An 18,534-nucleotide genomic window follows, 5' to 3' on the forward strand; every position below is an offset into this window, starting at 1 on the left:
TCTTATTTTTTGTTTTATCTTTTAGCCGTCGCAGTCTTAACCTGTCAAGGCGACTGCACGACAATCACGGTCACATTGTCTCGTGCGCCGCGATCCATAGCGAGCGCAATCAAGGACTCCGCGCGCTCCCGGCAATCGCCGGCTTCCAAAATCTCTTCGATTTCGATCGGTCCCGCTTCTTTATCCAAACCGTCGCTGCATAGCAGAAACCCGTCGCCCTCCATCAAGTCGAACGTCATGATATCGAGCACGAGCACCGGGTCCGCCCCGACCGCGCGGGTGATGACGTTGCTACGTTCCCGCTGGGTCCGTTTCTCATTCGTCAGAATTTCGAAACAGGAAAGCTCCCCCTCCGGCGAATGATCGTGCGTCAGTTGTTCCAATCGGCCCGCGCGATGGCGATAAAGCCGACTATCGCCCGCCCACAGGCAGGCGCATCGATCATCAATCGCCAACAACACGACGACCGTACTGCCGATGATTTGACCGGTCGAACTCTGGCGGGCCAGTTCCCATAATTCGTCGTTCACGCGTTTCAGAGCCGACTCGACGTTTTTTACGGACTCATCCAGATCGGACGTAGCGGGCAGAGCCGCCAATGCCTCGACGATCGCACGGCTCGCGACATCGCCGGCCTGATGTCCTCCCATGCCGTCGGCCACCGCCCACAGGCCGATGTCCGGACGCTCGATGAATGCGTCCTCGTTGATTTTCCGCCGCTTGCCAACCACGCTGATGCCGTGAGAAAGCCAGCGACGAAGTCCGGACGGCCCGCTTTCCGGTGACACAGGTCGGCTGGTTCCGTCTGCGCTTTTCGGCTCAGCCGAGGTCCGAGCCGGCAAATCGGGCAAGCGCCGGGTACTGATGGCCCATCCGCGTTGCTCCCAGCTTCCAGTCATCAGGGCGACGAATGCGTCTATCGGCGGCAACCCTTCGCAGACCAGGAACGAGGCTTCGATGTGTTCCGATCCCGATGTACTCCACAAGCTATGAGCCGGAAGAAAACGGTCGAGCAAACATCCACTGAGCCCCATAAGCACGTCAGATACCTGACTCAGGTTTTCCATCTCGAAGTGGAGTGCGAATCTGCCCGCCCGCGGATTTTGAGAACGGCTAATGCCCGAACTGCTTTTCATGAAATCCGGCAGAGACAATGTCTCCAACTCCCGATCGAATTCAGCGAGATCGAAATCATTTTCCAGCCCGGACAAGGCCAGCGCTTCCAGAGCCGCGAACCAGCCGCAGTCCCGGCGGAACAAAAAAGGCAGGTTCTGCGGTTCGGCCACGGGCACCGCCAAGGTCAACGGAAAATACCGTCCGACCTTGTCCACGCTGGGCATCAAAATGCCGGCCCAGGCGTCAGTCCCGCAGACGCCCGCACTCAGCCCGAAACGCCAAATCGGGCTGGTCAGATAAACATCCAGCCACGAATCCCGTAATTGTTCCCGGCTGGCAGCTATGGCGCTCTGCAACCACTGATCCCAATGATCGATGAAATGCCGGGGAAGACGCCGGGAGACGAAATCTCCAAGAGCCGGCAATTTGCCGTAAAAGCCGACTTGAGCGAGTCGATTCATAGAGCATCCGGGCAGCTGAAGGACTTCAACGCCGCGAGCCCGAACGGATTCGTCACGCTGCCGGCACGCAGTTCGTAGCGTGCGCTGTAACCCTCCACTCGAAACGTGACCAGGAACCGCTCCGGAAGCTCGGTCTGTTGCACCACGGCCTCATCCAGCAGACGGAAAAAAGCCCAACTGCCCTCTTTCGAGCGGCTGACCTGCCTTCCGTCCACGGCCTCGAACACGACTCGAACGCCGGCTCCGGCCGACGGCCCCGGCCACTGAAGCCGCGTGACTTGTTCCGGGCCGTGCCGATAAACGACCTCCTGCCCTTCCAGATTGAAGCGGAAAGTCGCCACGTTCTCATCCAAAGAAATCGGTTTGAGTTCGAACGACACCGCGGGCATTTGCCCCCCCGCGGAAAAAAAAGCGGAACGAATGGCGGCGGCATTCTGAAATTGGCGGATGGTCGCCGGCGAAAGTCCCAGAGATTGGTTGTCCATGGCGACTTCCGTCCACACCGGGCGGTTGACGTCGACGAAGGTCTTCAGATTGGATTGGAAAAACTGATCCAGGGCGCCGTTCGGCGCGAAGAATTTCGCAAAATCCATCAGCGTCGCGTCCTTCGAGCTGCCGCCCACGAAGGGGTAGCGACCGCTGAAAGCGGCCTTGCACGGAGTGGCCACCGCCGTCTTGAGCATGCCGTTCAATTCGGACTTGGCTCCGGCCAGGGTTTGCCTCCATCCCACCGTCAGAAACGAGAGAAACCAGCTTTTCAAGGGTTCCGGCAAGCGCCCGAATTCGCTCTTGGCCTGGAGCAGCACGTCTCCGCCACCACCCGCGACTCGCCCGGAGGCACTTTTCAGCGCCTGTTCGCCGCTGAGAGCCGCGCTGCCGATTTGCAGCATGTAATCCCGCAGAGAGGCCACGGTTTGCAGGGTCGAATCCAGGGCCGCCGGCCGATCCGCGCTGCTCCGCACCAGATAGCTGAGGTCTTCGAACGTAGTCTCCACGCTCTGAACCGGGTCGGCTTGCGGAGCGCTGCCGGCGTCCACCAGGCGCGCGGCATCCAGCAGTTTCTGGGTACGGTCGTCGACCTTCGCCTCGGCGACAGCCGGAACTTTGTTCAGAAGCTGTGCGGTAAGCGAGGCGATCTTGGTCAGCGAGGTATTTTTTTCGACGGCTTCGAGCAATGGACGCACCGGCGTGGTCGGGCGGGACAATATGTCCAGCCACTCGATCGTCTGATTGATGTCCTTGGGTCGGCGCAGCTTGATGCTATCTAGAAGACCGCTCCACGCCTTCTGGTAATCGGCTAGATAAAGTGTCTTGAAATCGCCGTGCAAGCGTTGAATTTCGGTCAGGTCGACATTCGCCTGCTTGCCGAGCACCCAGTTCTCGGTAACCGCGTCCTTGACGAAATCGAAGCTTTTCTTGAGAAACAGCTCGGAATAACCGTAAGCCGTAAACAAACCCGGCACTGAAAGCGTCCCGATATCCCGTCCGTCCGCCGCGACGAACACCCGCGCACCGTCGGGCCCGAGCGCGGAGTCGAGCTTGAAATCGTGAGAACGATCCAGTAGCGCTTCGTTCTTGAAACGGGCATAGAGCTGAATGGTCTGAGGAACTTGCGAAAGCTTCGCTCGCACGCCGGCGACCAGAGCTTCATCCATGGGCTGAGGATCGAGCCGCAACTTGAGAAGATTGTCGAGGTGGAGATTCAATCGGGCGAGCAAATCGGGTTCGGTGCCGAAACGGCTTTCCCAATCGCTGCGAATCCAGGGCGCTGCGATCTTGGCGTCCATGCGATCCGGCTGGCCGAGCATGAGATAGACCCGCAGAAGTTCGTAAAGAATATCGGGGTTGGAAGCTTCCGGGCCTGTCATGCGCTGCGCCAGGCGCTGAAGGTTGACCGGGAGGAAATAATCCCTGAGCCAGTGCTCGTAGGCATGATTCGCCGCGAGCTGGATTTTTTCGCCCTGATAAAGCCCGAAATGCGCCAACCGGCCGGAATTTTCGTAGATGTCGTTGATCGCCAGCAACGGATCGAGCTTGGGAATCAAGGTCCGGAGGCTCGATTGCCAATCGCTCCCATCGATGCGAGCCGCACGGTAGCGTTCGATTTCTTTCTCCACCTGCTCGATTGCGGAGGTATTTCGCTGGTAACTCACCAGCCAAAGGATGATGCAGCCCAGGGTCAGGACCAGCACCGATGCGTAAGCCCCGGCCTGTATCAGACGCCGGCGCCGCTCGACGCGGGGATCGAGGCCCGCCAAGTCGGCTTCCTGAAAGATGACCTCCTTAAGCAGGCGGGTGAGAAAGAAGCTCTTTCCCCTTCCGCTGAAGATCGGCGTCGCCTGGCGGTTGAGCCGGAACGTGGCGGCGAGTATGCCCATCACCCGGTCGATCGGCGTTCCTTCCTGGGTGCCGCTGGTCAGATAAATGCCGCGCAGCAGTGGACGAACCTCGTAGCGGTTCGCGCCGAAAGCGTCTTCGAGAAATTTCTCCATTGCCGGCTTCAAAAGCGCCATCTGCTGCGGATAATCGAGAACCAGGCTGCGCCGCTGTACGTCGCGCTCCTCCTGGATGCGGCTCTGCATGCGCCGATTCAGGCGCTGAAGCAGTTCGTCGTAGCCGGACGAGAACCGGGCCAATACATCCACCGGCTGCTTGGAATCCTCCGCCGGGAAGGTTTCGCCCCAAACCTGAGCGCGCTCTTCCTGCGTGAGGTCGGCGAAGAAATCGTTGAATCCCGCGACCAAATCGCACTTGGTGAACAGCATGTAGACGGGGAATCGGATTCCCAGTGTCGAATACAGATCCTGGACGCGCTGACGGATCGCCTTGGCATGCAAAGCGCGTTCTTCCTCGGTGTGCTGGAGCAAATCCGAGAGGCTCAGGGTCACGAGTACCCCGTTGATCGGCCGGCGCGGACGGTGTTGCTTCAGCAGTTTGAGAAAGCCACCCCATTCCGCCGCATCTACCGCCTGATAGCTCTCCTGAGTGGTGTACCGTCCGGCGGTATCGATCAGTACGGCCTCGTCGGTGAACATCCACTCGCAATTCCGCGTGCCGCTGACGCCGCGGATGGGCTGCGAGCCCAGCCGGTCGGCCAGGGGGAACTTCAGCCCCGAATTCAACAAAGCCGTCGTCTTGCCCGAACCCGGCGGGCCGATGATGACGTACCAGGGCAGCTCGTACAGGTGCTGCTTGTCGCCTCGGGTTTCGCGCAGCAGTTTCAGAGCCTTCGTGAAATTCTCGGTCAGCAGTTCGATATTCTCGTCGGCCGCCACCGCTTCGGCGGATTTTCCCTCGCCACCCTCGCCCGGTGCGGCGAGATCCTTCACCAGTTGCTGCTCCTTGCGTCCCGCCCGGATTTCCGCCACCAAACGCCAGATCACCCAGACCACGACCGCCACGGCCATGGTCAAGCCCCGAGCCCATTCGGACGCCAAGGGTTCTGAACCGGCGATCCCGATCAATGGGCCGACGAACCAGATCAAGGCGCATAGGGCGATCATCCCGATCGCCTGAATTACCCATTTTTTTTTCAAGAAATTGATAACGCCTTTCACGACTTGCCTCACTGGATCAGGATGTCCACGCGCCGATTGATGGCCCGGTGCTCGGCCGAGTCATTCGGAACCAGCGGTTCGTAATCGGCCCGCCCTTCGAAGCGAATCCTGCCCTGCAAGGCGGCGGAGGTCTCCAGAAGTTCCGCGACGTGCTTGGCGCGGGAGGTCGACAATTCGAAGTTGGACGGAAAGCGGGCGGAAAAGATGGGCTTGTTGTCCGTATGGCCGGTGACCAGGGCGCCGTCGCCGCCGGACTCCAGTTCCTTGGCGATCTTGGCCAACATCGGAACGAACTCCGGCTTAACGCGATCGCTGGCCGAGTCGAAGGAATTCCGAATCCGCAAGATTCGATCGTCCACCACTTCCACCATATTCCGGGAAATCTCCCAAGCCAGTATGGGTTTGAATCTTTCCGTCTTCGAGACCGGTTTCGGTGCCGGTACGGGTGCCGGCGTCGCGACCTTTTGAACCGGAAGGTTCACCTCGTCTTTCGCCAAAGCGAACAGATCGCGGGCGACGGGGTCCGACGCGGAATTGACGGCAAAGGCGAAGCCCAAATAGACCAGAACGAGCAATGCCGCGGCACCCGCCGCGATCACCCAGATCGGCACGTAGCGGACGATCGGGTTGCGTACGTCCTTGAGCCCCTGCCAACGAATCGACAAATCCCGCTCGAAATCTCCTCGAAGGCGCTGAATCAGCTGATACAGCTCGCTGCGCACGCGCTCCAATTGGCTTGCGCCGTTCTGCACGATGCGGTACTTGCCTTCGAGGCCGAGATTCAAACACAGCCAGAACAACTCGATCAGGTTCAGATTTTGGGCCGGCTGGCGCGCCAAATGCTCGAGAAACTGGAAGAACTTTTCGCCGCCCCAGGCTTCCTTGTGGAAGATCACCAAAAGGCTTTGGTGCCCCCAGTTGCTTTGCGCGCCCCAAGGCGTGTTCAGAACTGTCTCGTCCAGCAAGGTACAGAGCGCGTAGCTGGCGATGCGCGCATGCTCCTGTGTGACCCCTTGCCGCAGCACCCGGTTTTCGAAACCGCGCAGTTCGCTGACCAGTTGCTGCTGAAGCTCGGCCACCGCTTGATGGACCGCCGTGCTGCGCAGCCGGGAAACCAGGGAGAGCAGCGACAGCGCCGCCGTCACCACCGGATTTTCGCCGTATACCGCTTGCCGGCGCGCATCCAGTTGCACGTCGGGCACCCGGATCGGAGGCGGTTCGGGTGGCGGTGCCGCCGCAGCGGGCGTGGCACGGCGACGCCCGCCGGGCGTCGGCCGTATTACGGTTTTGTCTTCGTCGTCGAAGGGTGCGAAGGGATCGTCTGAATTCACTTTGGCTTTTCCTGGACGGCTAAGGCGTTTTCTGCTTTGGTGTAGTGCCCGCGGTAGCGGGTGCTACACGTCTTCTTGGTCCCGTTCGAGCGCCCCCGAGCATTGGAGCCCGGCACCGGAATTGTCCAAAGGAGCACGCGATGGATCGCGTGCGGCGACCGAGGCACACGGAAGTGCCTTCGGTCGCCCCCGGTGCCGGGTGAAACGCGCAGGATAAGGGTGCTCGCCGGGTGGCCTTTGGGCTCGCACCGTCCCTGGCGCTCGCGCTTCGCGCGCCCTTGGCGCCCAAATCGGCTCCCGGCCGATTTGTCTTTGGTTCCTTTCTTTTGGCCACGCAAAGACCAATTCGCCGGGAGCGAATTGGGACAGCGGTACGCTGGCCCGAAAGGCGAGGTCCACGGACGGACTTCGCAGCGTACCCCGCGTGCGGGGCGGCTCCCCGCTCTGAAACCATCGCCGCGCTTAGCGGCGCCTTAGTCGAGTTTTCGAACATTTAACCCGCCATATGGCAACAAAAAATGCACTCGGCATGATGGGATGTCGGATTCAGTTCACGGGCGGCGTGCATTGGCGTCAGGTTTTCTTGATCGCCCACAATTCCAGTTCGAGCCCCGGAAAATTGCCGCCGATATGGATCGCGAATCCCCCGGAAACCGACATTTTTCTCCACAGCTCGCTTTGCTTGTCGAGTTCGAAATAGGAGAAGCCGGCGTGATAGGGAATCTGACGGGGAGCCACCGGCAAGGGATGTACGGAAATTCCCGGAAGCGCCGACCGCACCAGTTGCTGGATTTCCTCCACCGGCCCGATCTTGACCTGGGGAGGGAAGTGGTTGCGCAGAAATTCCGGCGGTACCTGCGCATTGGCGGCGAGAACGAAAACGGCATTCTCCAGAAGTTTGAGGTCCGGCCGTTTCGCGCCGTATACCCCGAACTTCGGCTTGCTGAGCGGGATTTGAATGGCGTTTTGCTCCAACACCATGCTGAGGAGCTGCCGCAACTCCTCCATCACAGGCGTGAAACATTTCTGCAGATCGTCGTGCTGGTATACCGGAAAGCCGATCGGCCGCTTGGACGGACGATAGAAGGTCGCCAATTCGCCGGCCATCTGCACCGCCAGGCGGTAAAAATCCTCGGGATGCAGCGCCGCGGTGTTGGCCAGATGCTCCAGCAAGGGCTCGTAACGGTTGATAATCTGAAGCAGCATGAAATCGGCGATTTCCGCCACGCCGCCTTTCCCGGCCTCGGCCACGCGGCCGGCGAGGGCTTCGCCGCGAGTATGCAGCAAACCGTGCAGTTCCCGGAGGAATCCGCCGAGCAGCCCCGTTCCGAAACAATTGAGGCCCGGCGCGATATATCGCTCGTCCAGGACCACCGTTTTGTCGGCGCGAACTTCGATGATGCGGGCTACCCCCAGACAGACGTAGCCGGAGCGCTCCTGCCGTTCGAGCATCAAGCGGGTGCGCATTTTGCCGATTTGCACCGGAAACCGTCCGTCGGCGCCGCTATTGTGGTCCCGCACCTCGCGCTCGCCGAGACGATACCGAGCCAAACTGTCCTCGAACGCTTCGCTGTCGATCTCGGCCGAGTCCGGGCGCCGAACGGGAAGCGACAGATACACGACGTTGTCTTTGACGTCGTCGGGCGCGTCCAGGGGCAAGGGAAGCTCGTTGTCATCCGGCAGATTAAACGGAGTGCCGTCGGGAAAAACGCCCCGCACTTCAACCAGCGCCAGTTTGCCGACAGCTAGTTGCCGCGGATCGAGCTTCAGCGTGCCGAACCCCCAATCGAACGGTCGCAGACCGCGGCACCGGCCGTCGACCAACGCCTCCAGATAACGGTCGTGTTGCTGAAAATGCTGCGGACGAAGAAACATTCCCTCCGACCACACCACTCTGCTGTATTCGGACATATCGGTTCCTGTTGTATTTTCTTATCGCGAACGGGCCGATTGCAGTATGCGCATCTGCCGCTCGTAAACTTCCCCGAACTCCTCTCCGAAAAAGTTCTCCAGAATCTCGTTGACCAGTTCCGGATACGCTTTTCCGTAGGCATCCCAGCATTTCGCCTTCTTCTGAAAGACGATGGCATCCTCGTAAAGCTTTTCGAACCCTTGGGGATCGAACCGCCTCAAGGCCGCCGCCAGCGACGCCTGAATCCCCGCCGTCATGGCCATCTGATGATTCATGAGGTCGGCGAATCCCCCCCGCACCGCCTCGACGGGATCAGAGAATCCCGGATGGTTGCGCGCCAGCATGATCTTGAGCGCGTCGTCCACGTTCGGGGTAAATTTTAGCGGGTTATTGTCAACCGGACGCATGGTGGTAACAGAAACGCGAAATTGGCTTTTCAATTCCGCACGTGCCCGCATGACGGTCATCATGCCCTCGACGAAGCTGCGGAGCAGAACGCCCACGGTATTCATGACCGCCGCCATGTCCTCGTCCTTCACCCATCCAGTGGCGGGCGCGATTCCGGCACCGGCCAAAAAAGACGCGAACAACTCGCGGTCTGCCGCACTCTTCGAAACCGAGGAGGAACCGTCCGGCAGCACGGCCGAAACAGGTTCCGGAGCGGCCGGCGACGTGGCCGCACCGCTTAGATCTACCGGTGCGTCATCCACTGGCGGAACGCTGGCACGAGGCGGTATCGGCGCATCGGGCGGCAATCCCGCCGCTTGTCCGCCGTGAGCGGCGCTCTCGGTTCTCGCAGAACCCGGCATCTCCTCGAATCCGCCGAGCGGTCCGATTTCGGGCATCGAGTCATGCGAGTCGGCGGATTCGGTTGCGCCGGGGCCGAGTTCGTTCAAATCGAGCCCTTTAAAGAAATCGTCCGGCGGTTCCCAACTTTCCGGGGCGAGGGTGGAATGCCCCGATCCACTTTCACTCGCATCCAGGTCACGCAACAGGTCTGACAAATCGAAATCGGGCAGTGCCGCTTCTTCCGGTTTGTCAGCGATATCGGGCGGAATAAAACTGTCATGAAAAGGCGATGCGTCGGGCTGATCGATGAAACTCGGTCCCGACGGCTGGGATCTCTCCGGTTCCGGCGGAGGAAGATCGAACGGCGAGTCCCACGTCGGCGGCTCGGGCCAAGCTGCAGATTCCGGTACGGGCGCGGCGGGCGCCTCGTGCGAAGCTTCGAACGGATCGAAGCGGAACGGCGCTTCCTCGGGCTCTGCCGGCGGAAGCGACACTTCGACGACCGCGATTTCATATTCGCCGATCTTCAGTACGTCCCCATTCGACAGCGGCGCGGTGTCGTGCTGAAGGAGAAGGTCTTTATTGACAACATAGGTGCCCGCCGTGCTCAAGTCGGTGAAACAGTAAACGCCGTTCCGATACTCGATCGAGCCGTGCCTGCGGGAAATGAACTTGTCGGGATCCGGCAAAACGAAGCGGTTGTCGGGCGAGCGACCTACCGAACCGCCTTCCTGGTCGAAGGTGCAGGATGGTTCCTCCGGAACGGGAGCGCCCTTGTAGCTGAGAACTTTGAGGATGAGTGCCATGATGCGTGCTTCGGTTGAGCCCCTGATTGTCAGGCATTAAGCATAGACAATCGTAACGACGGAAAACTGAGGCCCCCGGAAAAACCGGCCATGTCCGAAGCGATCCAGGGTCTCAGCCCATCCTGCCTTCCCTGAACCGTTTGTATTCGTTCCATCGAGTCGCCGATAGCTTACACGCGAACGCCGGACAGGCAAAACGCGGTTCGGATACGATACCAGCCGCTTGCCGACCACGGCATCGAGAGCTAAGCTCAAAGCCGGTGTATCACTTAAAGAGGGAAGAAGACCGCGCTGCACGGGCAAAGGCCCTTGGGCCGCGCCCACCGCTCACCAACTTCCATGGGCACGCTATGCTTTACTCGCCCGTCCGTGGGGCTCGCCCTTCGGCTAGGCTTCGCCTGTTCAAATTTGCTCCCGGCAGATTTGTGCCCATCCTACAACGCTTCTGATTTAGGGTGTAACGCCAGAATTTCCTTCGTTTATAGAGTCAGCCAGAGTCTTCCCAATGCGTGTAACCACAGTTCTCCCGATCCTTGTAACCTTTCTTCTCCTCGCGGGATGTGCGGCGGATGAGCCCAAACCGACTCCACCACCGCCCACCGTCGTACAGTTGAGGATCGAGGCGCTGCCCGATATCAATCTCGACGGCGAGGGCCGTCCGTCGCCTTTGTTGCTTCGCGTGTATCAGCTTAAGGAGCTGGCCGCCTTCAACGGCGCCGACTTCTTCCAGCTTTATCAGAATGAAAAAAGCGTCCTCGGCGCAGATATCGCGGGCAAGGAGGAATTCATTCTGCGTCCCGGAGAGAAGCGCGAGCTTTCTTTCGAAGCAAAACCCGACGCAAAGGCCGTCGGGGTGTTCGCGGCTTACCGCGATCTCGATTCGGCCCAATGGCGAGCCTCCGCTGCGATCCCTCCGAATACCACAAGCATCATCAAACTGCGCGTAACCAGCGACCGGCTCGACTTGGGATCTCCCGAACCGACCGATGAAGCGCCCGCCAAATAGGTTCGTCGCCGCCGCGTTGTTTTCGGTCCTGCTAATTGCCGGCTGCGCATCGCCCACTCAGCGGATCGAACACGCTGCGGCGCGCTTCGGATACCGGCCGCTCAATCTGGAGGGAAACGGCTTCAGGCTCGCGGCATTTTTCAAGCCTGGTGCGACAGGCGCCGGCAACAGCTTGCATCTCTATCTCGAAGGCGACGGAACGCCCTGGCTATCGCGCAGGACGATCTCGGACGACCCTACTCCCCGCGATCCGGTCATGTTGAGGCTGATGGCCTTGGACGAAGGCCCGGCTCTTTATCTCGGGCGTCCTTGTTATTACGGGCATTCGGCCGATCTCGGCTGTTCGCCGGCGCTGTGGACGCATAGAAGGTACGGCCCCGAGGTGGTCGACAGCCTGGCGCACGCCTTGCGGAGCTTCCTTTCGAAAAGCCGCTTCGAGCGGCTGGTTCTGTTCGGACACAGCGGCGGCGGCGCGCTGGCCGTTCTGCTGGCACCGCGTTTCCCGGAAACCTCCGCCGTCGTGACCTTGGCCGGAAATCTCGACATCGAGGCCTGGACCGCCCATCACGGATACAGCCCTCTTGCAGGCTCGCTGAACCCGGCCGAAATCAAGGTTAAGGGCGTCATCGAATACCATTATCTCGGCGAGACCGACCGAGTCGTCCCGCCTTCCGTCTTCGAACCGATCGCCAAACGGCGCCCCCAGGCCCAGGTTTTCGTGCTCCCCAACTTCGACCACCACTGCTGCTGGCAAGAAGTCTGGAAAGGCATTCTGCAAAAGACGGCCGATCTCGGATCAAACTCCGCAAGCGCCCTTGCACAATGAATGCTACATTTTTAGCCCATCCCGCCCCGATCTCCGGAGAAACTGCAACCATGAAGCCGCTGCGTAAGACATCCTTAGCCCTTGCCTTATCCACCACCCTTCTGATCGGCTGCGCCTCTCAGCCGGTCAGTCAGGAGGAAGCGGCGCGCGCCGTCGAAGGTTATATCGAGGATGCGGACAAACTGTTCGTGGTCGACTGCCTCCTTCCCGGCCAGGTGCGAAAACTCGGGTCGCAAATGACCTATCTCAGTGCCCGCCGTCCGATCCGAACCACGGCCGCCGACTGCGAGGTGCGCGGCGGCGAATATGTCGCTTACGACCGCGCGAATTATTCATCCGCCCTGAAGGTCTGGCTGCCCAAAGCCCAGGAAGGCGACGCCACGGCCCAGCTCTACGTCGGGCAGATCTACGAAAAAGGCCTCGGGCAGGAGCCCGACTATCGGAAAGCGGCCGAGTGGTATCGGAAGGCGGCCGAAAAAGGCAATGCCCAGGCGCAGATCAACCTCGGACATCTCTACGAAAAAGGCTTGGGCGTCACTAAAGACAGCGCTGCCGCGAGCCGCTGGTATCAAAAAGCATCCGGGCTCGAAGGCAGCGATTTGAATTTCACGCCGGCGGTCGCGGCTTCCGATGCACAGCGGCAGGAAATCGAAACCCTGCGCCAGGCCGCCGAGCGCAGCCGTCTCGAAGCCGAGGAACTCCGCAGCGAACTCAACTCGACCCGGCAGCAGCTACAGGAACAGCAAGATGCTCTGCGCAAATCGCAGGATGAGATCGACAACCTTCGGGAGAAGCTCGCGAAGCAAAAGGCGGCCTCATCGACCGGCGACGATCCGAAGATACGCGAACTCGAGGAAGAACTCCGGCAGAAAACCGCCCTGCTCAAAACGCAGCAAGCCAAAGTCAGCCAGATGGCGGCCGCATTCGGCCGGGAGCGCCAAAAGCTCAAGCAGGAACTGGCGGCGGTCCGGACCCAAACGGCCCCGGCGAAGGCCGGTTCCCCGGCAGGAACCGGAACGAACGGCCAAACCGTCAATTCCGCGCGCAAACAACTGGACGAAGCCGAAACCGCGCTCCAAGCAAAAATGGAGGACTATCAAAAGAGGTCGTCCGAACTGACCGCATGGCTGACTCAGAAGGACAAGCCGAACGGGGACGTCTCGCGTGCGCAGATCGACCGCCGAAAATCCGAGCTTCAGAACCAGGCCAGAGAGATCGCTCTGCTCAAGGAAAAGGTGGAACAGCTGGCGTTCAAGGTTCAGGAACAGCCCGCTCCGGAAATGCTCGCCCAGGCGGGCCCGCAGGTGGAGATCATCGACCCGCCCGTCACCATGACCCGCGGCGCGCGGGTGATTCAGGTGGGGCCGGAAGCCAGGGAGATCGTCGGGAAAATCGAGTCTTCGGCGGAACTGCTTTCATTGATCGTCAACGACAAGCCTCTGACACCCGATACCTCCGGTATCTTCCGGTACCCGATCAATCCCGGCGAATCCACGGGTTCGGTCAAGATCACCGCGACCGACAAGAAAAACAAGGTCACCAGCCTGGACGTCACCCTCATCGGGCAATCCGCGCAGCCTTCAGAGACGACGGCCACGGCGCCGGTTGAAAGCAAACGCGCGGGGCGGCCGACCGATATCCATTTCGGCAAGTTCTACGCGCTCATCATCGGCAACAACAGCTACAGCGCCTATCCTGCCCTGCAAACCCCGGCCAACGACGCGAAGAGCCTGGACGTCATCCTGCGCGAACGCTACGGCTTCAACACCAAGCTCCTCCTCAACGCCAACCGTCATCAAATCATGACGGCGCTGAACGAAATCCACAAAAAGCTGACATCGGAAGACAACCTGTTGATCTACTACGCGGGACACGGCGAAATCGACCCCAACACGAACCTCGCCTACTGGCTGCCCACCGACGCCGAAGTCGGCAATCCGGCCAACTGGATTTCCAGCCAAAGCATCACCGAATTCCTCAGCATCATGCCCGCCCGCCACGTTCTGGTCGTCGCCGACTCCTGCTATTCCGGCGCCATGACCGGTTCGGCCATCGCCAAACTCCCGGACGCCATGGACGAAAGCAAGCGCGCCAAGTGGCTGAAGATCATGGCCACCCGCAAGGCGCGGACGGTACTGACCTCCGGCGGCGTAAAACCCGTGCTCGACCTGGGCGGCGGCGGCCATTCGGTATTCGCCAACGCCTTCCTCGGCGTATTGCGCGGCAACAAGGGAATCCTGGAAGACTACGACGTCTTCCGAGCCGTGGCCGGCCAAGTCAAAGCCTCGGCCTCCAAAGCCGGTTTCGAGCAAATGCCCCAGTACGCCCCGCTCCAGCACGCCGGCCACGAAGGCAGCCCGTTCTTTTTCGTGCCGGATAATGCGTGATGGAGAGACGCTTTCAGCCGATAATGCCTAGCTACATCGCCATGTCGGCAATGAAGGGTCGTCCTGGCGCTCCCAGGACGACCGTTTGCGATTGGAATGCCGGCAACCAGTGCACAGGGCACGTGATCAAGGCTAGCGCCGTTGTTTTAGACGTCAAAGTTGACATAAACAAAGACGTTGCATATGGGCGAATTCCGGATTCGATTTTAGTTTTGAGGTCGAATTTAAGTTAGCCACCTGATTCTTGACGCACGCTTGTTATCTGATATACGCTTCGGGCATGCGCTATGAAAATTTTGTCTCTCAACGAATTATTACCATCGTTCTGTTTGAACGGTGGGTTTGCTAGCGCCCGTAAGGCTCTAAGAATTAACGAACCCGCCCCGAGAGGCGGGTTTTTTGTGTCCGCTTCTTGAGGCATTAACCCAAGCACAAGGAGCAAGCTATGAGTATCGAAACACTGAAGAATGCGATCCATCAGGCCGATCAGGCAATCAATTGCCGTGACTTTGATCGACTGATGAATTTCTATGCTGAAGACGCAATGTTGGTCGTCCAGCCGGGGATGTATGCGAAGGGAAAGGTGGAAATTAGAAACGCCTTTAACGCAATCTCGAAATACTTCAATGACAGTCTTGAAGTGCAGCAGGGAAACATGGTGTTCTTGGAAATGGGAGATATCGCATTGGTACTTGCAAAAACGCATATTCGTGCGCCCGGAAAGCCAGACAGTGAGTTCTCGTCAGAGCGCGATGCAACCTACGTCTACAGGAAAGCGCCGTCGGGAGAGTGGTTGTGCGTAATTGACAACTCCTACGGCACCGCGCTCCTAAATCAACCAGGTGGCTAATCGGGTAACCAGGGGTTTCTAACCCCCAGTCCCCACACCACCACGGCATGCGGGTCCGCACCGGGCGGTTCACGAAAAGGGAGCACACGACGATGTCAGGTGTAGCCATGGGCCTTCATCCAAAGATCACGGATAGTGATCAGCCCCTGGGTCTTCAGCCATTGGTTGGTCATCCCGGTCTGCGTCGCCAGCGTCCGCGACAGATGCCAGTAGCTCTTGCTGCTGATCGCCGTCAGGATTGCCTGGCGCTTGCTCGTCCCCAAACCCAACAGGTTCTTGACCTTGGTACGCACGTAGCGCCACTGTTTCCAGTAGCACATGCGTACCCGGCGTCGAAGCCAGTGGTCGAGTTCGGGGATCGGGCGGTAGTAGTCCGAAATGCCGAAGTAGCCCATCCAACCGCGGATATACTGGGCGAGCTTGTAAAACCGGTGAGCCATCGAGACACCCCAGCTACGCCCGGTCAGTGTCCGGATGTTGTGTTTGAAGTCCTCGAATGCCCGGTCGCCCCAACGCAGCTTGGTTCCCCGGAAATTGAATCCGAGAAACTTGGCCTGGTCGGTTTTGACCACCCGGCTCTTCTGCTCGTTGACCACCAGTTTGAGCGTGCCGGTCAGGAAGCGCGTGACGCTATCCTTCACCCGCTCGCCGGCCCGCTGACTTTTGACCAAGATCAGCAGGTCGTCCGCATAGCGGACGAACCGGTGGCCACGCCCTTCCAGTTCCTTGTCCAAGTCATCCAACAGGATGTTGGCGAGCAACGGCGACAGCGGTCCGCCTTGCGGCGTCCCCAACGCCGTTACCTGGATGGACTCGCCGACCAGAACACCCGCCCGCAAATACCGGCCAACCAGCGCCAACAGCCGCTTGTCGCCAACCTTGCGGGCCACACGAGCCATCAAGACATCGTGCCGGACGTTGTCGAAAAATTTCGCCAAGTCCAGGTCACAGGCGATGCGGTAGCCGGCCTGAAGATGACCTTGTGCCTGCCTCAACGCTCCATGGGCGGAGCGTCCCGGTCGGAAACCAAAACTCGACTCCGAAAAGCCGGGGTCGAAGATCGGCGTCAATACTTGCGCGATGGCCTGCTGGATCACCCGGTCCATGACGGTCGGGATACCCAGCAGTCGTTCGCCCCCTCCCGGCTTCGGGATCGACACCCGTCGTACCGCTTGGGGTTGATAACTGCCATCGGCCAGTTGCTGGCGAATCTCGGCCCAATGCGAGCGCGCAAACTCGGCGAAGTCCTCGATGCGCATCCCGTCCATGCCGGGCGCACCCCGATTGGCCTTCACCCGCTTCCAGGCCCGTCGCAGGTTCGCACGGTCCAACACCCGCTCCATCAGATCGTCGTGCAAGGCTGGCTGCGTGACGCCACGCCGGACATCGGCTCCCCCGGTCGGGTTCATCGTCGATACCGAGTCGCTCACGGCTCCTCCTTGTCTTCTTGTGTTCGGCCCTTCACCGTCCGGTCTTCCAGGCCGATGCGGCTAGTATGGCCTCTGCTGACTTCTGCCCGGTCACACCCTGCGTTGCCGCAGAACGCGCTGCCAAAGACAGGTCGTAGGGTCCGGTGGCTATTCCAAGGCTTTCGCCCTGGACCTCAGTCCGACTCCCATAACCTATCCCAGCCGCTCGCCGGACAGATCTCCCCGAATAAGAACATGAGCTTTCAGCGCACAACCGCCGCATTTACCCTATCTCCCGTACCCGGCGGGTTTCGTCATCATGTGCTGACTCACCCGGAGACTGAGCCTTCTATGCGGTTTCTGTTCGTCGGCTCGCACCTTTGCGCTCGGGCTTCCTTCAGACCACTCCTCGCGGAGTTGCCCTTGCCGTCGGCTAGTAGTTACATTGGCCCAAAGAATGGGCATTACAGGTACTCCTACAGGGGACTCTCACCCCATCAGTTCATGCCCATGTCGGGCGTACACCCATCATTCCACCGGACCTGCGCGAAAAGCCGCGCAGGCCGGTGAATTCAGACGTTAGGCATTACTCGTTCCGTCAAGAAATTATATGTAAGAGACAATAATGAACAGAAAAGCAAAATGTTCGTGTGGGAAAGTACAAATAGAGCTTGCAGGTGATCCAAAGATGGTGATTACGTGCAGTTGTTTAAACTGTCAAAAACGAACGGGCTCGGTATTTGGAGTTGGGGCGTACTTTGGTAACGACCAAATAGTATCAAAACAAGGCGACCCAAAGTTGTTCGTTGATACGAGCGATGATGGGAGAAAACTCTACCGTTCGTTTTGCCCTAATTGCGGTTCTACCGTTCATTGGGAAGCTGAGTTCATGCCAAACGCAGTTGGTGTGGCTGTTGGGTGTTTTGAAGATCCGAAGTTCCCAGAGCCAGTTGCGGCAGCATGGAATAGATCGAAACATGATTGGGTTAATTTTCCTGAAAGCTGGCCAAAATCAGATACACAGGGGTTTAAGAAAAATGCCTAACAAGGCAAATTCACTCGGACAAATTTCCGCAATGGATATTTTGTGCTTTTAATAGCACAAAATATCCATTGCTCCAATTTGCCGGTGATTTGCGGCGTTAGGCATCGGAAAGCGGGCGCCGCCGTTCACCTACAGAGAAACCACCCTTGTCAACCGCATACGCTCACGGCCCCAAGCAATGCCGTCTCTGTTTCAGTAGCACCGAAGCCACCCTGTCTCTCGGCGACTGGCGCTTGCACAACAACCCCGGCTACTACGGGAGCTCAACGCCAAGCACTCTTGTGCTCGGCTTCTCCAAAGGAGCTACTCAGAACCGCGCCGCAGAAGCCGGAAACTTCGACAAAGTCGCATTCGCGGGAGCGCGTCACCGTCTGGAGACTGTCTTGGCAGTGCTTGGGCTGATGCCGCGCGACAGATCCATCGATGACCTCATGACTGCCCGCGAACGAGAGTTTGGCGTCGCGTCGTTGGTAAGGTGCAGCTTCTGCAAGATGAAGGGTGGCGAGTGCAACACGAGCGGCGACGTGATTCCCTCAGCATTCACCAATGCTGACACGGTGAGAATCATCGAACGCTGTGCGGCTACTCATCTCAAGACTCTGCCGCCCAGCGTGAGGCGCGTGGTTCTGCTAGGAACAGCCGACGCGTACATCAAGAAGACGAAAGCCATCTTCTCCGGGATGTACGCCAACTTCTCATCAGTCAACGAAGTCGCCTTTCGCGCTGGCGGTGCACTCTGGGTCTACGCGGCTCACCCGTCACCCGGAAACGGCCATTTCGAGTCCTGGGCGTCCGGCGCACAGGCGAATGCTTCTGCACGTAAACGCATGCTTGCGCAACGCGCGCTCGCCGACGCCTAACCCTTCGCTCGAGAAGACGCTCGGCGGGACGTGTCGTCGGGAAAGGATTCCCGACCTACTCGCGAGTGCCCGTACAGTCGGTATGAAAATGCTCTAGCCTCAGCGTAATGCACCCTACGCGAGCCCCATAGGTGGGCTTCTGCATGTTCTCAAAAGAGGATGGAGCGCTCCGGACGATC

At 59.4% G+C, this 18,534-nt stretch carries 12 protein-coding genes; 6 read left to right on the forward strand and 6 right to left on the reverse strand.

The genetic code is table 11. From position 1 onward, the window contains the following. Positions 1-44 precede the first annotated feature (44 nt). The 5 genes from tagF to tagH all read right to left on the reverse strand — a co-directional run bounded on the left by tagF (position 45) and on the right by tagH (position 9,972). A complete protein-coding gene (gene tagF / locus ACR2R1_RS04145; RefSeq protein WP_434112775.1) occupies positions 45-1,577 on the reverse strand; it encodes a type VI secretion system-associated protein TagF in 1,533 nt (510 codons plus the stop codon). After that, positions 1,574-5,134: a type VI secretion system membrane subunit TssM gene (gene tssM, locus ACR2R1_RS04150; RefSeq protein ID WP_434112777.1), complete on the reverse strand. Its 3,561-nt coding sequence runs from the start codon at positions 5,132-5,134 to the stop codon at positions 1,574-1,576. Before tssM ends, tagF begins: the two co-directional genes overlap by 4 nt. Positions 5,135-5,142: 8 nt before the next feature. Continuing rightward, positions 5,143-6,465 (reverse strand): type IVB secretion system protein IcmH/DotU, encoded by a 1,323-nt coding sequence (gene icmH / locus ACR2R1_RS04155; RefSeq protein WP_086133918.1) that lies wholly within the window; start codon positions 6,463-6,465, stop codon positions 5,143-5,145. Positions 6,466-7,038: 573 nt separating this feature from the next. After that, on the reverse strand, positions 7,039-8,376 hold the full coding sequence (gene tssK / locus ACR2R1_RS04160; RefSeq protein WP_077731005.1) for a type VI secretion system baseplate subunit TssK: 1,338 nt from the start codon (positions 8,374-8,376) through the stop codon (positions 7,039-7,041). Positions 8,377-8,397: 21 nt separating this feature from the next. Beyond that, positions 8,398-9,972, reverse strand: coding sequence for a type VI secretion system-associated FHA domain protein TagH (gene tagH, locus ACR2R1_RS04165; RefSeq protein WP_434112780.1), 1,575 nt, complete (start codon positions 9,970-9,972; stop codon positions 8,398-8,400). Between the two features lie 505 nt (positions 9,973-10,477). On the opposite strand from tagH, the gene tssJ reads away from it, so the two are divergent. The 4 genes from tssJ (at position 10,478) to ACR2R1_RS04185 (ending at position 15,041) form a co-directional block, all read left to right on the forward strand. Continuing rightward, positions 10,478-10,978 carry a type VI secretion system lipoprotein TssJ gene (gene tssJ, locus ACR2R1_RS04170; protein WP_077731003.1) on the forward strand — a complete coding sequence of 167 codons (501 nt, stop codon included), beginning with the start codon at positions 10,478-10,480 and terminating at the stop codon, positions 10,976-10,978. Further along, on the forward strand, positions 10,959-11,804 hold the full coding sequence (locus tag ACR2R1_RS04175) for an alpha/beta fold hydrolase (RefSeq protein ID WP_434112783.1): 846 nt from the start codon (positions 10,959-10,961) through the stop codon (positions 11,802-11,804). Before tssJ ends, ACR2R1_RS04175 begins: the two co-directional genes overlap by 20 nt. A gap of 50 nt (positions 11,805-11,854) precedes the next feature. Beyond that, complete coding sequence (locus tag ACR2R1_RS04180; protein WP_086133915.1) at positions 11,855-14,191, forward strand: caspase family protein; 2,337 nt, start codon at positions 11,855-11,857, stop codon at positions 14,189-14,191. A gap of 445 nt (positions 14,192-14,636) precedes the next feature. After that, complete coding sequence (locus ACR2R1_RS04185) at positions 14,637-15,041, forward strand: YybH family protein (RefSeq protein ID WP_434112785.1); 405 nt, start codon at positions 14,637-14,639, stop codon at positions 15,039-15,041. Between the two features lie 95 nt (positions 15,042-15,136). On the opposite strand, the gene ltrA is transcribed toward ACR2R1_RS04185, so the two are convergent. Then, entirely contained in the window at positions 15,137-16,471 is a 1,335-nt protein-coding gene (gene ltrA, locus ACR2R1_RS04190) for a group II intron reverse transcriptase/maturase (RefSeq protein WP_205780748.1), read from the reverse strand. 604 nt (positions 16,472-17,075) lie between these two features. Here ltrA and ACR2R1_RS04195 point away from each other — a divergent pair. Together ACR2R1_RS04195 and ACR2R1_RS04200 are read left to right on the forward strand one after the other, a co-directional pair. Beyond that, positions 17,076-17,495 carry a GFA family protein gene (locus ACR2R1_RS04195; protein WP_077730999.1) on the forward strand — a complete coding sequence of 140 codons (420 nt, stop codon included), beginning with the start codon at positions 17,076-17,078 and terminating at the stop codon, positions 17,493-17,495. 233 nt (positions 17,496-17,728) lie between these two features. After that, positions 17,729-18,355, forward strand: coding sequence for a hypothetical protein (locus tag ACR2R1_RS04200; protein ID WP_434112787.1), 627 nt, complete (start codon positions 17,729-17,731; stop codon positions 18,353-18,355). Positions 18,356-18,534: the final 179 nt, after the last annotated feature.

It is taken from the genome of Methylocaldum sp. GT1TLB (assembly GCF_051027445.1).
Taxonomy (GTDB): Bacteria; Pseudomonadota; Gammaproteobacteria; order Methylococcales; family Methylococcaceae; genus Methylocaldum.

What these genes read in the sequence shown, in the direction of transcription:
- ACR2R1_RS04175 (WP_434112783.1), top strand. Translation starts at nt 10,959, where the DNA reads ATGAAGCGCCCGCCAAATAGGTTCGTCGCCGCCGCGTTGTTTTCGGTC.
- tagH (WP_434112780.1), bottom strand. Translation starts at nt 9,972, where the DNA reads ATGGCACTCATCCTCAAAGTTCTCAGCTACAAGGGCGCTCCCGTTCCG.
- ACR2R1_RS04185 (WP_434112785.1), top strand. Translation starts at nt 14,637, where the DNA reads ATGAGTATCGAAACACTGAAGAATGCGATCCATCAGGCCGATCAGGCA.
- ACR2R1_RS04180 (WP_086133915.1), top strand. Translation starts at nt 11,855, where the DNA reads ATGAAGCCGCTGCGTAAGACATCCTTAGCCCTTGCCTTATCCACCACC.
- tssK (WP_077731005.1), bottom strand. Translation starts at nt 8,376, where the DNA reads ATGTCCGAATACAGCAGAGTGGTGTGGTCGGAGGGAATGTTTCTTCGT.
- ACR2R1_RS04195 (WP_077730999.1), top strand. Translation starts at nt 17,076, where the DNA reads ATGAACAGAAAAGCAAAATGTTCGTGTGGGAAAGTACAAATAGAGCTT.
- tagF (WP_434112775.1), bottom strand. Translation starts at nt 1,577, where the DNA reads ATGAATCGACTCGCTCAAGTCGGCTTTTACGGCAAATTGCCGGCTCTT.
- tssJ (WP_077731003.1), top strand. Translation starts at nt 10,478, where the DNA reads ATGCGTGTAACCACAGTTCTCCCGATCCTTGTAACCTTTCTTCTCCTC.